The following is a 12,727-nucleotide window of genomic DNA, read 5'->3' on the forward strand; positions in this document are numbered from 1 at the left end:
GCCGTCGATGCCGCAATTCGAAACCTCGCTGGAAGAGTCGGTCGCCATCCTCAAACAGGCGCTGCCGCTGATGAGCCAGTACCGGGTACCGACGATTCCCCAGAACTATGCGGTCTGGTTCGACTACATCTCCAGTCATTCCAGCGAACTGCGCGACGAGCTGAAGGCTCATATCGCCAACCACGACAAATTCACACCCGATCTGTGCCGGCAGATCTACGAGAAGTATTTCCTCGACGAGATCCGGGCCGAGGTGGACGGTATCCAGGGGGCGGTCAGGGAAGCAGTTGAAACCGTGATCCGGGAACTGGGTGCGCTGGGCCAGGACGTGTCCCATTTCTCCGGTGTGCTGGACAGTTGCGGCGACAAGCTGCGGGAAGACCTCAGTCAGGAAGACATCAAGGAGCTGGTTACCCAGCTCGCCCGGGAGACCCAGGTGACCCGGGAGCGCAGCGCCCAGGTGGAGAATTCGCTGCAGGTGATGCATCAGGAACTCGGTGAACTGCGCGCCCAGGTGCATGCATTGAGCCGGGATTCACAGACCGATGCCCTCACCGGTGTGTCGAACCGCAGAGCGTTCGACAAGGCCCTCGACCGGCTGACGACGGAGGCGACAGCCTCCGGACAGTCGCTGTGCCTCATCATGGTCGACATCGACTTTTTCAAGGCCTTCAACGATACCCACGGCCATATGGTGGGGGATCAGGTGTTGCGAGTGGTCGCCCAGGAAATGCAGCAGTGTGTGAAAGGGCGGGACATGCTGGCGCGTTATGGCGGTGAGGAATTCGCCGTGCTGCTGCCGGCCACGCCGATCGCCGGTGCGCGCATGCTGGCGGAAAGTATCCGGGTGATCATCGAGAATCAGGTGATCGACGGCCACGACGGTAAGCGTCTGGAATCCGTAACCATCTCTCTGGGTGTGGCCCAGTTCGCGCCGGGAGAAACCCCGGGTGATTTCCTGCACCGGGCGGACGAGTGCCTCTACCGCTCCAAACAGCATGGCCGCAACCGTGTCACCACCGAAGCGGATCTCGAGGCCAACGGCAGCGGCTGAGCGACGCCTCGCACCGGCAATTTCTTTCTTGCAGCGCAACATGCGGCTACAATCCCGCATTCGGAGTAATTTGGGCCGTTCCCTGCGGCAGTCACACAGCATGTCCCGGTTGCAGCGCGACTTCGCGTCGATAGCGGATCAGCGTTTCGACCTTGCCATCGTCGGCGGCGGTATCACCGGCGCCGGTGTGGCGCGTCATGCAGCCCTCGCCGGTCTGAAGACCCTGCTCATCGAAGCGGATGACTTTGCTTCCGGTACTTCGTCCCGTTCCACCAAACTCATTCACGGCGGACTGCGCTATCTCGCCATGGGTGACATTGCGCTGGTGAGAGAGGGGGCCCTCGAGCGCAAGAGTCTCAAGACCATGGCACCCCATCTGGCCCAGTCCCAGTGGATGGTGGTGCCCGCAGCCAGTCGTGCGGAGCTGTGGAAGCTGCGCGCGGGCATTACCACTTACGAGAAACTAGGCGCGGTAGAGCGTGCCGACAGGCACCAGAACTGGGACGCTGCGGATCTTTCCGACCGGGAACCCCTCCTCGACCGGGCGCACTTTCCCTTTGCCTGTGCGTATAAAGAATATCTGACCGACGATGCACGGCTGGTAATCGCTGCACTGCGCTCTGCGGTCGCGGAGGGCGGGGTCGTCTGCAATTACGCGCGTCTCGAAGCCTTTGAAGAGCGTGACGGTGAGGTGATCCTCACCGTCGCCGATGCGCTCAGCGGGTCTGTCCTGAGTACTCGGGCGTCGGTGATGGTGAATGCCGCGGGTCCCTGGGTGGAGGCGGTGAACGCGCGCCGCACCCGGGGCGTTGTCCCCGGTGGGGATCGCCTGCATCTGTCCAAAGGCGTGCACATCGGACTGCCCCGTACCCAGCTGCCGGTACGCAACATGGTGATGATGACGGCTCCGGATGGTCGACCCGTGTTCGCGATCCCCCGGGGTACCGTCACCTATGTGGGCACCACGGATACCAGCGAGCGCGGGGCCCCCGGCCACTGGCCCCGGGTCGATCCGGCGGATGTGGACTATCTGCTCGCCCCGCTGCGAACCTACTTTCCTGACACGACACCCCGTGCAGCAGACGTGGTCAGCGCCTGGGCCGGATTGCGTCCGCTGATCAATCAGCCGGGTCGGGCACCGAAGGAGATGTCGCGCAAGGAAGAGATCTGGGTGGATGGTCGCACCGTCACGGTGGCGGGTGGCAAACTCACCGGGTTCCGCAAGATGGCGGAGCAGGTACTGGCGCCGGTGGGGCGGCTGCTTGGCCGATCTGTCGCATTGCAGGACCCTCTGGCCCGGCTGCCGGGTGGGGACTGTGAAGATGTGGAAGTACTCCGCAGCGATATCGCCGCCAGACTCGATCTCGACGAGATCGTCTCCGGCCGGCTGGCCAGGCTCTATGGCAGCGAGATCGACAGGGTGCTGGGTGCTGCACCGGTGCGTGTCTCACCGGGTGTGTATGAGGAAGAAATCCGCTGGGCGGTAGAGCAGGAAAGCGCCCAGACCCTGGTCGATCTGATGTACCGGCGGCTGCGTCTGCCCTGGTTCAGACCCGCAGAGACCGCCACGGTCGCGGCGGCAGCGGGCACCATCATGGCCGGGCTGCTGGGGTGGGACGCAGCGGAGCTTTCCCGTCAGAGGCTCGCCTTCGAAGAACGGGAACGACAGGACCTCAGTTTCAAAGCCGGCTGATCCGTCTGCCATCGCCTGCGGGAATGTTAGACTCCCCTCTTTCGTTTCACCATCTGTTCTAAAGCCAGTCGAGGAGGTTTTCACCATGGCCATGCAGCATACGCCCCTGCTGATGTCGAACGTGCTCGATCGTGGTGCAAAGGTTGCACCCGGAGAGGAAATTGTCACGGCGACAGAGACAGGTTCACGCCGGCAGACTTATCGGGATACCGCCAATCGGGCTCATCAGCTTGCTCATGCGCTGAAGAATGCCGGTGTGAAGGTCGGCGACCGGGTCGGCACCTTCATGTGGAACGGCTCCCGTCACCTGGAGGCCTACCATGCCTGTGCGGGCATGGGCGCGGTGCTGCACACGCTCAACGTCCGCCTGTCTGATACCGATCTCGAATACATCATCGGCCATGCCCAGGATCGGCTCATCATTGCCGATGCCGACACATTGCCGCTGCTGGAAAAACTCAAAGGCCGCATGCCCAGTGTGGAGCGGATTGTGGTGGCGACCGAAGACAGCCATAAGGGCTGGAAGACCGATCTGCCGAACCCGGTGGACTACGAAGCTTTCATCAAAGGCCAGCCGACCCGTTACGAGTGGCCGCAGATCGATGAGAACTCGCCCCTGGGACTCTGTTACACAAGCGGCACCACGGGAAATCCGAAAGGCGTGGAATACGAGCATCGTTCCCAGTATCTGCACACCATGACCCAGTGCATGACCGACAGCATGAATCTGTCTGCGACCGATTGTCTGCTGGGCATAGTGCCGATGTTCCATGCGATGGGCTGGGGGCTGCCCTGGTCTGCGCTCATGCTCGGCTGCAAACAGGTGATGCCGCACCGCTTCATGGATCCCGCCAGACTCATCAGGCTGATGGCGGATGAGCAGGTTACGGTCTCGGCTGGCGTGCCCACCATCTGGCAGGGGGTGAAAGCCATCTATGAAGCCAATCCCGGCGAATACGATCTCTCCCATCTCTCCAGGGTCACCTGTGGTGGCTCCGCACCGCCGCCGTCACTGATCCGCTGGTACTGGGACACCCTGGGGGTGGAGATGATTCAGGGCTGGGGTATGACCGAAACCTCGCCGCTGGCCACTTTGTCACGCCGGGTGAACAAACGCTCTCAGCTTGCGCTGTCGGAAGATGAGCAGTTCGAGAACGTGGCCAAAGCGGGTCAGATCATGCCGGGCATCGAGGTGGAAATATTCGATGATGAGTTCAACAGGCTGCCCCACGATGGCGAGACAGTTGGCGAGATTCTCGTGCGCGGCCCCTGGATCTGTTCGGAGTACTACAACAACCCCCAGCCTGAGAAGTTCCACGACGGCTGGCTCATCACCGGCGACGTCGGCAAGATCGATCCGGAGGAGTACCTCATCATCAGCGATCGCTCCAAGGATCTGGTGAAGAGCGGGGGTGAATGGATATCTTCCGTCGATCTGGAGAACAACATCGTTGCGATCAAGGGTGTTGCCCAGGCCTGTGTGGTGGCTCAGCCGCATCCGAAGTGGGATGAACGACCTGTTGCGCTGGTCGTTCTCGACAAGGACGCGGAAGTTTCGAAGGAGACGATTCTCGAGCACTGCGGCAAGACCTTTGCAAAATGGCAACTGCCCGACGATGTGATCTACGTGGACAGCGTACCGCTGACCTCCACCGGCAAAATGGATAAGAAGGTCGTACGGGCCGAACTGGATGCAAAGGGTTACAAACTGCCCGACCTGCGGGACAAGGCAGGCTGATTCAACAGCCTGCTAGAATGCGCGGCCAGGTGAATTGCTTAAAGCCGCCATGACTCAACCGCAGATCATCGTGGAGGGGTTGCAGAAGCAGTTCACCGTGGCTGAGCGGGATCCCGGGCTCTGGGGCGCGCTTCGCGGTCTCGCGCGGCGCCGCTACCGCACCGTGCGTGCGCTCGAAGACATTTCCTTTTCCGTAAACGCCGGCGAGCTGGTGGGCTACATTGGTCCCAACGGCGCGGGTAAATCCACCACCATCAAGGTACTCGCCGGTATTCTGGTGCCTTCGGCAGGTGAGTGCCGGGTACAGGGGCGTGTACCCTGGCGCGACCGGGTGGCTCATGTCGCCGACATCGGTGTGGTGTTCGGTCAGCGCACGCAGCTCTGGTGGGATCTGCCGGTGGTGGAATCCTTCGAACTGTTGCGGGACATCTATCGGGTCGAAGATGGCGCTTACCGGCGCACCCTCGATGAACTGGTCGCGCTCCTGAGTCTCGCGCCGCTACTGGATGTCCCGGTGCGACAGCTCAGTCTCGGTCAGCGCATGCGCTGCGACCTGGCTGCCTCACTTCTGCACCAGCCCCGCCTGCTCTTTCTCGATGAACCCACGATCGGCCTCGATGCGGTCTCCAAACTTGCCATGCGGGATTTCGTGAAGCGACAGAATCGTGAGCGGGGCACCACCGTGCTGCTCACCACACATGATATGGATGACATCGAAGCGCTGTGTACCCGGGTGATGCTCATCAACCACGGCCGTCTGCTGATGGATGGTACCGTGGAGAATCTGAAAAGCGCCCGCCGCCGGGTGGTGGTGGACTTCGACGGGATACCTGAACTCAAGGCGGCACACAGCAGGCTTGTGCAGCAGGTCGCCAGCGCGGGTGCCGGGCCATTTCTGCCCGGGCGGGGGCGTGGCGAGCGGGTGGTGTTCGAGGTGGAGGCCGGTGCCCCCGCACTGGTCGCCGAGCTCACGGCCTGCTACGCGGTGCGGGATCTGATGGTGGAACATCCACCCATCGAGGAGACGGTGGCCGCACTTTATACCGAGCTTGGTCATGCCGAGCCCGGTCGTCCGGTTCCGGGGACTCCGGGATGAGCGGGTCGACTCCAGGCGTCGGGCGATTGTGGTGAGCGCCTATCTGGCCATCCTCGGCATGCGCTGCAAGGTGCTGCTGCAGTATCGCGCGGCCGCCTTCGCCGGTTTCGTGACGCAGCTTTTCTGGGGTTTCATCAAGGTGATGGTGTTCGTGGCCTTCTATGCCGCGGTCAGTGAACCCCAGCCGCTGGATTTCAGCCAGGTGCTCGTCTACATCTGGCTGGGTCAGGGTCTGCTTGGCCTGCTGCCCTGGAACGTGGATCGGGAGATTGCCGGTCAGATCCGCACCGGCAATGTGGCCTACGAACTGCTCAGGCCGCTGGGGCTCTATGCCTACTGGTTTGCCCGCACACTGGCTTTCCGCCTGGTGCCGACCGGCTTGCGGGTAGTGCCCATGCTTGTATTCACCTGGTTTGCGCTGCCGCTGCTCGGCCTGGGGGAGTGGGCGCTGCCGCCGCCACCGGGGTGGGTGAACGCGGTACTTTTCTGTTTTGCGGTAGCGGGTGCGCTGTTTCTGTCCACGGCCTTCACCATGGTGCTGCACATCGGCCTGATCTGGACGATATCCGGGGAGGGCATCAATCGGATGATGCCCGGTATCGTGCCCCTGCTCGCAGGGCTTGTGGTGCCTCTGCCCCTGTTCCCGGACTGGCTGCAGCCTGTTCTGTACTGGCAGCCCTTCCGCAGCATGGCGGATGTGCCGTTCCGCATCTACAGCGGTCATATCAGCGCCGCCGAAGCCCTGCCCGAACTGCTCCTGCAGTGGTTGTGGTTTGGGCTGATCGTGACCTTCGGGCTGGCGCTGCTCGGTCGTGCCGGTCGACGGCTGGTGGTGCAGGGTGGCTGAGGCCCGGGTAGCAGGTGGCACGGCCGCAGGTGTGAGCGGTCCTGGGCTCTATCTGCGCTTCGTCGCTCAGTCGGTGCGCGGGCATCTGCAGTACCGGCTGTCTTTCATGCTGATGATGTTCGGTCACTTCATCACATCGGCGGTGGAAGCCGTGGGCATCTGGGCCCTGTTTGATCGATTCGGCATGCTGGCGGGCTGGTCATTGCCCCAGGTGGCCTTTCTTTACGGCATCGTGAACTGTGCCTTCCCTCTGGCAGAGGCCCTTGCGCGGGGTTTCGATGTATTCGGCACGGAGTTCGTGAAGACGGGGGACTTCGATCGGGTGCTGGTGCGTCCGCGCAGCACACTCCTGCAGATCGCCGGATTCGATTTTCAGCTGCAGCGCATCGGCCGCCTGCTGCAGGGTCTGATTGTGCTCGGCTGGGCGATCTGCATGCTCGACATCGACTGGCACCCGGGCAAAGTCGCGCTGCTGCTGTTCACCATCTGCAGCGGGGTACTGTTCTTCTACGCGCTGTTCATTTTCCAGGCCACCCTGTCCTTCTGGGCAACGGAATCGCTGGAGATCATGAACACGCTCACCTACGGCGGCACCGAAACGGCCCAGTATCCGATGTCGATCTACCGTGAGAGCTTCTGGCGCTTCTTCACTTTCGTGGTGCCGCTCGGCTGCATCAGCTATTTCCCGACGCTGGCCATCTTCGGCATCAACGACCCGCTGGGATCCACGCTGCTGCTGCAGTGTCTGGCACCGCTTGCAGGCTTCGTGTTCTTCGCAGCGGCGCTGTTCGCCTGGGGATTCGGCATCCGTCACTACACTTCGGCGGGTGGCTGACGGTAGCGGCCCGGCGTGCTGGCGGCGGGCGTTGATTCTTGCTCGGAGTCTCCCTAGTGTAGAGCGCCATCCTCCGCGCCGGATCGCATCGCGCGCCGAGTCAGTCCGCAGTATTCAAAGGATCCACCATGTCCAGGTTTGTCTCCATTGCCGAAGCCAGGGCCGCCGGCGGCCTGCGCCTCGCCGGTCTGCGCGGCATTCCCAGTCCCTGGACGGAAGCGGCCAAGGGCATCTTTCATGTGAAAGGTCTCGACTGTGTGCTCGCCGCCCAGAGCGAGACCGACGAGCCCCACGCCATTGCTGCCTGGGCGGGAGATTCCTCGGTACCGGTGGTGGCCTGGGAGAAGGAGGCCCTGCGCACCGGCTGGGCGGAAATTCTGCTGCTGGCCGAACGGCTGGCACCGGCAGTGCGGCTCATTCCGGAAGATCCGCGCACCCGGGCGGAGATGTTCGGTCTTGCCCACGAGATCTGTGGTGAGATGGGGCTGGGCTGGTGCCTGCGTCTGGAGATGCTGCGTGCGGGAATGGCCCACGGCGAAGGTTCAGGAGAGGGTTTCCCTGCGTCGGTAAGCGCCCGACTGGCGGCCAGGTACGGTTTTCATCCCGCAGATGTGCGGCAGGCGCGGGCGCGGGTACTCGACATCCTCGCGCTGCTGCACGCGACCTTGGGGGGCAAGCGCTACTTCCTCGGCGATTCGCTCAGTGCGCTGGACGTCTACTGGGCCACCTTCGCCAACCTCATCCGGCCGCTGCCGGAAGCCCAGCTGCCCATGCTGCCCTTCATGCGCGGGATCTACACCTGTAAGGACGAGGGCATTCAGGCTGCCTTCAGTGACCGTCTGGCTGCGCATCAGCGCACCGTCTACGAGCGGCATCTGGAACTGCCGGTGCCGCTCTGATGTCTGTTTCAATCTCTTACGCACTGCACGACATACCCGCTTTTTTCGCCTTCATGTTCAGCAACAGGACGCCATAAATGAAATTCAAGAACCGCATCACCGACCTTCTCGGCGTGGAAGTTCCCATAGTGCAGGCGCCCATGGGCTGGATTGCCCGTTCCCAGCTCGCCTCTGCCGTATCCAACGCCGGCGGCCTCGGCATCATCGAGACTTCCTCAGGCGAGCTCGATGCGGTGCGGGAAGAGATCGTAAAAATGCGCAAACTCACCGACAAACCTTTCGGTGTGAACATCGCCCAGGCGTTTGTAAGGGATCCGGAAATCGTTCGCTTCGTGATCGATCAGGGCGTGAAGTTTGTCACCACCTCGGCAGGCAGCCCCGAACGCTACACCGAGAGTCTCAAGGCGGCAGGCCTGACCGTCTTTCATGTGGTGCCGAGCCTGTCGGCCGCATTGAAAGCGGTAGCCTGTGGCGTGGATGGTCTTGTCGTCGAGGGGGGCGAAGGCGGCGGCTTCAAGAACCCGAGGGAAGTCGCCAGCATGGTGCTGCTGCCCCTGGTACGCTCCAAGGTCGATGTGCCCATTATTGCAGCGGGTGGCTTTGTCGATGGCAGTTCGATGGCGGCAGCCTTCGCACTGGGCGCTGAGGCCGTGCAGATGGGCACCCGGATGGTGTCGGCGGCAGAGTCGCCCGTGCACGAAAACTGGAAGAACGCGATCATCGGGGCGAAAGAAACGGATACGGTATTTCTCAACCGCGCACACTCGCCTGCGCTGCGTGCGCTGCGCACCGAAAAAACCACCAGGCTCGAAAACGACCTCGAAACCAATGCCATGTCCGAGTTCGGCCGGGCGATCGATCTCTATTTTGGCGGCGACATGGAATCCAGTATCGCTCTGACAGGCCAGGTCTGCGGCCGCATCGATTCGGTCAGACCGGTGGCGGAGATCATCGAGGAAGTCAGGCGCGAGTTTTTCGAAACCATAGAGGCCCTGTCGAAGCGGTATCTGGCAGGTTGAGCATTATCGAACATCAGCTGATGTCGAGCTGCGCCCAGCGTGCGTAGGCGTCCTTCAGCCGGGCCTCGGACCGGCTGAGCGACTCGAGGGTAGCAGCGACCTCTTTGCGTGGCTTCTGGTAGAAGTCCGGATCGCTGGTGGCGGTCTGCAGTGCGGTCAGTTCGGTTTCCAGAGATTCGATCAGATCCGGTAATGCGTCCAGTTCGCGCTGCTCCTTGTAGCTCAGTTTGCGCTGTGCGGACCCTGTGTCGGAGGCCTTTCTGTCCGGCGCGGTGGCGACCGACTTCAAAGTTGCGTCATGCGCTGGAGACTTCGCGGCCTTTGTCGTTGTGTCTGTCGAGCGTTTCGCGCGGGCACTGAGCTGCTGCTGTCGATAGCGCAGCCAGTCGCTGTAGCCGCCGACATGTTCATCGATATGGCCGTCGCTGCCCATAATCAGGGTGCTGGTCACTGTGGCATCGAGGAAGCTGCGGTCGTGGCTCACCAGCAGCAGAGTGCCTGCGTAGTCGGCGAGCAGTTCTTCGAGCAGTTCGAGCGTTTCCACGTCGAGATCGTTGGTGGGTTCGTCCAGCACCAGTAGATTGGCCGGGCGGGCGAGCAGTTTTGCCAGCAGCAGGCGGTTGCGTTCTCCACCAGACAGGGTTTTCACAGGGGAGCGTGCGCGGGCCGGAGCGAACAGGAAATCGGCGAGATAGCTGATCACGTGGCGGGGCTTGTCGTTGATCGTCAGAGTATCGGCACCGTCGGCGACGTTGTCCTGCACGGATCTTTCCGGATCGAGCTGCAGGCGCTCCTGATCGAAATAGGCGACTTCGATTTTTGTCCCCCGGGTGAGCTTGCCGCGCGTCGGTTGCAGATCGCCCAGCAGCAGTTTCAGCAGGGTGCTCTTGCCGCTGCCATTGGGGCCGATGATGCCGATCCGATCGCCGCGCAGGATGCGCACGTTGAAGTCGCGGATGATGGGTGTGCCGTCGTAATCGAAGTCCACCTGTTCCGCGTCGAAAACGATCTGTCCGGAGCGGGTGCTGCCCGCGACCGCCATCCTCACGTTACCCTGGCGCTCGATGCGTTCGGCGCGCTCCCGGCGCATCGCTTCGAGACGCCGAACCCGACCTTCGTTGCGGGTGCGCCGCGCCTTGATACCCTGCCGGATCCAGACTTCCTCCTGGGCAAGCTCGATATCGAAACGGCGGTTTTCATCGGCTTCAGCCTCGAGCTGAGCCGCCTTGCGCGCCAGGTATTCGGCGTAGCTGCCGGGATAGGAGCGCAGTATGCCGCGATCCAGTTCGATGATGCGGGTAGCGAGCCGGTCGATGAAGGCGCGGTCGTGGGTAATGAAGACCACACAGCCCGAGTAACCGAGCAGTGCTTCTTCGAGGCTGGTGATGGCATCGATGTCCAGATGGTTGGTCGGCTCGTCCAGCAGCAGCACGTCCGGTTCGCTGACCAGGGCCTGGCCGAGCATGGCGCGGCGTCGGATACCGCCACTGCACTCGGACATGAGTGCATCCTCGGGCAGCGACAGACGATCGAGCACCGCGTCTACCCGCTGGGAACCTTCCCAGGCACCGGCCCGCTCGATCTCTTCCTGCAGACGACTCAAGGCAGCCAGCGCCGCCTCGGTATCTTCCGCTTCACCCAGATGGTGGCTGAGATAGTGATAACGGGAGAGCAGGGCGGCGTGGTCGCCGAGCCCGGCGGACACCACATCAAACAGACTGGCGACTTCGATTTCCGGCACTTCCTGGGCGAGGCGGGCGACCCGCAGACCGCCCTGGCGGGCCACCTGCCCGCTGTCCAGGGTCCGCTCGCCGGCCAGCACATTGAGCAGTGTCGACTTGCCGGTGCCGTTGCGTCCGATCAGACACAGCCGCTCGCCGGAATCGATGCTCAGGTCCACACCATCGAGGAGGGGTACATGGCCGAAGGCGAGGCTGGCATTCTGGAGGCGGATGAGTGGCATCGAGGGAGGGTCCCAAATGGCGGGGCGAGCATGCTAGGGAAACTCTGAGCGAGTATCAACGCCTCAGCGTGTCGTACCGGCGTCCGGGAGTTAGTATGGGTCCGGACAAATAAGGTTGATTGCATGAATCCAGCGGTTCTCAAACGTCTGAGCACAGCGCTGCCGCGCCAGTGTCTGATATCGAATCCCGCCGCGTTGCGGGTTTTCGAATCAGATGGGCTCAGTGCCATCCGCCAGATGCCCGGTCTGGTGGTGTTGCCTGAAACCCAGGAGCAGCTGCGTACCGTTCTCAGGGTCTGCCGCGAACTCCATGTCCCCGTGGTGCCCCGGGGGGCGGGTACCGGACTGTCCGGTGGTGCACGTCCCCTGGCGGATGGCGTGCTGCTGGGGCTGTCAAAACTGAGCCGTATTCTGGAAATCGATCTCGACAACTGTGCGGCTCGGGTCGAGCCGGGGGTACGCAACCTGGCCATCAGCGAAGCCGCGGCCGTTCACGGTCTCTACTACGCGCCAGATCCTTCCTCACAGATCGCCTGCTCGATCGGTGGCAATGTCGCTGAGAATGCCGGTGGCGTGCACTGTCTGAAATACGGGCTCACGGTGCACAACGTGATCGGGCTGAGAATGCTGACCATCGAAGGTGAAGAGCTGACGCTCGGCGGCCTTGGTGCCGGCCCGCCCGGTCTCGATCTGCTGGCGTTGATCTGTGGCAGTGAAGGTCTGCTGGGTGTCATCAGCGAGGTGTGGGTCCGGCTGCTGCCGATACCGCCGACAAAGCGGGTTCTTCTGGGTGCGTTCGCTTCCGTGTCAGCCGCAGCGGATGCGGTGAGCGCCATCATCGCCCGGGGTCTTGTGCCGGCGGGTCTGGAGATGATGGACCGTCTGGCGATCGAAGCGGCGGAGGCCTATGTGCACGCCGGATATCCCTCGGAGGCAGAGGCCATCCTGCTCTGTGAGCTGGATGGTGTGGCAGAGGAGGTGGCCGCGGATGCGGGCCTCGTGACCCGGGTGTTCGACGAGATGGGCGCTTACGAGATCCAGGCGGCAGAAGATGCGGATGAACAGGCGCGACTGTGGCTGGGCCGGAAAGCTGCGTTTCCAGCTGTTGGTCGGCTTGCGCCCGACTACTACTGCATGGATGGCACCATTCCACGGCATCGCCTCGCCGAAGTGCTGGCGCAGATCCGTACGCTCTCCGAGCAGTTCAAGCTTCGGGTCGCCAATGTGTTCCATGCCGGCGACGGCAATCTTCATCCCCTGATTCTCTACGATGCGAATCTGCCCGGAGAACTCGAGCGGGCGGAAGAATTCGGTGGTCGAATCCTCGAACTCTGTGTGCGGGTGGGTGGTACGGTCACCGGCGAACACGGTGTGGGTGTGGAAAAACTCGACCAGATGTGCACCCAGTTCGGTGCTGCTGAGCTCGCACAGTTTTTCCGGGTGAAGGACGCCTTCGACCCGGAGCACCTGCTCAATCCCGGCAAGGCGATTCCGACGCTGAGCCGCTGCGCGGAGCTGGGCGGCATGCACGTGCACGCCGGCCGCCTGCCCTTTCCCAATCTGGATCGTTTCTGATGGGCTGC

9 protein-coding genes and 1 pseudogene are annotated in these 12,727 nt (G+C 62.6%); 9 read left to right on the top strand and 1 reads right to left on the bottom strand.

Annotated features, from left to right (window positions below; genetic code table 11):
• Positions 1-7 precede the first annotated feature (7 nt).
• The 8 genes from R3E82_00795 (at position 8) to R3E82_00830 (ending at position 9,181) form a co-directional block, all read left to right on the top strand.
• Positions 8-1,054, top strand: coding sequence for a GGDEF domain-containing protein (locus R3E82_00795; GenBank protein MEZ5549404.1), 1,047 nt, complete (start codon positions 8-10; stop codon positions 1,052-1,054).
• Between the two features lie 100 nt (positions 1,055-1,154).
• Complete coding sequence (locus tag R3E82_00800; protein ID MEZ5549405.1) at positions 1,155-2,747, top strand: glycerol-3-phosphate dehydrogenase/oxidase; 1,593 nt, start codon at positions 1,155-1,157, stop codon at positions 2,745-2,747.
• Positions 2,748-2,832: 85 nt separating this feature from the next.
• Positions 2,833-4,485, top strand: coding sequence for a long-chain fatty acid--CoA ligase (locus R3E82_00805; protein ID MEZ5549406.1), 1,653 nt, complete (start codon positions 2,833-2,835; stop codon positions 4,483-4,485).
• 49 nt (positions 4,486-4,534) lie between these two features.
• Positions 4,535-5,581 carry an ABC transporter ATP-binding protein gene (locus tag R3E82_00810; protein ID MEZ5549407.1) on the top strand — a complete coding sequence of 349 codons (1,047 nt, stop codon included), beginning with the start codon at positions 4,535-4,537 and terminating at the stop codon, positions 5,579-5,581.
• Positions 5,541-6,428: an ABC-2 family transporter protein gene (locus R3E82_00815; GenBank protein MEZ5549408.1), complete on the top strand. Its 888-nt coding sequence runs from the start codon at positions 5,541-5,543 to the stop codon at positions 6,426-6,428. The genes R3E82_00810 and R3E82_00815 overlap by 41 nt, the downstream gene beginning before the upstream one ends.
• The gene (locus R3E82_00820) at positions 6,421-7,263 is read left to right on the top strand and encodes an ABC-2 family transporter protein (GenBank protein ID MEZ5549409.1); all 843 of its coding nucleotides are present in this window, start codon (positions 6,421-6,423) and stop codon (positions 7,261-7,263) included. Before R3E82_00815 ends, R3E82_00820 begins: the two co-directional genes overlap by 8 nt.
• A gap of 128 nt (positions 7,264-7,391) precedes the next feature.
• On the top strand, positions 7,392-8,162 hold the full coding sequence (locus R3E82_00825; protein MEZ5549410.1) for a hypothetical protein: 771 nt from the start codon (positions 7,392-7,394) through the stop codon (positions 8,160-8,162).
• 77 nt (positions 8,163-8,239) lie between these two features.
• Positions 8,240-9,181: a nitronate monooxygenase gene (locus R3E82_00830; GenBank protein ID MEZ5549411.1), complete on the top strand. Its 942-nt coding sequence runs from the start codon at positions 8,240-8,242 to the stop codon at positions 9,179-9,181.
• 13 nt (positions 9,182-9,194) lie between these two features.
• Here R3E82_00830 and R3E82_00835 read toward each other — a convergent pair whose 3' ends face one another.
• Positions 9,195-11,144 (bottom strand): ATP-binding cassette domain-containing protein, encoded by a 1,950-nt coding sequence (locus R3E82_00835; protein ID MEZ5549412.1) that lies wholly within the window; start codon positions 11,142-11,144, stop codon positions 9,195-9,197.
• A gap of 195 nt (positions 11,145-11,339) precedes the next feature.
• Here R3E82_00835 and R3E82_00840 point away from each other — a divergent pair.
• A pseudogene (locus R3E82_00840) lies at positions 11,340-12,719 on the top strand (FAD-linked oxidase C-terminal domain-containing protein).
• Positions 12,720-12,727: the final 8 nt, after the last annotated feature.

It is taken from the genome of Pseudomonadales bacterium (genome assembly GCA_041395945.1).
In the GTDB taxonomy this organism is placed as follows: domain Bacteria; phylum Pseudomonadota; class Gammaproteobacteria; order Pseudomonadales; family Azotimanducaceae; genus SZUA-309.

Coding starts and splice junctions, on each gene's coding strand:
- R3E82_00795 (MEZ5549404.1), top strand. CDS start 8: ATGCCGCAATTCGAAACCTCGCTGGAAGAGTCGGTCGCCATCCTCAAA.
- R3E82_00800 (MEZ5549405.1), top strand. CDS start 1,155: ATGTCCCGGTTGCAGCGCGACTTCGCGTCGATAGCGGATCAGCGTTTC.
- R3E82_00805 (MEZ5549406.1), top strand. CDS start 2,833: ATGGCCATGCAGCATACGCCCCTGCTGATGTCGAACGTGCTCGATCGT.
- R3E82_00810 (MEZ5549407.1), top strand. CDS start 4,535: ATGACTCAACCGCAGATCATCGTGGAGGGGTTGCAGAAGCAGTTCACC.
- R3E82_00815 (MEZ5549408.1), top strand. CDS start 5,541: ATGCCGAGCCCGGTCGTCCGGTTCCGGGGACTCCGGGATGAGCGGGTC.
- R3E82_00825 (MEZ5549410.1), top strand. CDS start 7,392: ATGTCCAGGTTTGTCTCCATTGCCGAAGCCAGGGCCGCCGGCGGCCTG.
- R3E82_00830 (MEZ5549411.1), top strand. CDS start 8,240: ATGAAATTCAAGAACCGCATCACCGACCTTCTCGGCGTGGAAGTTCCC.
- R3E82_00835 (MEZ5549412.1), bottom strand. CDS start 11,144: ATGCCACTCATCCGCCTCCAGAATGCCAGCCTCGCCTTCGGCCATGTA.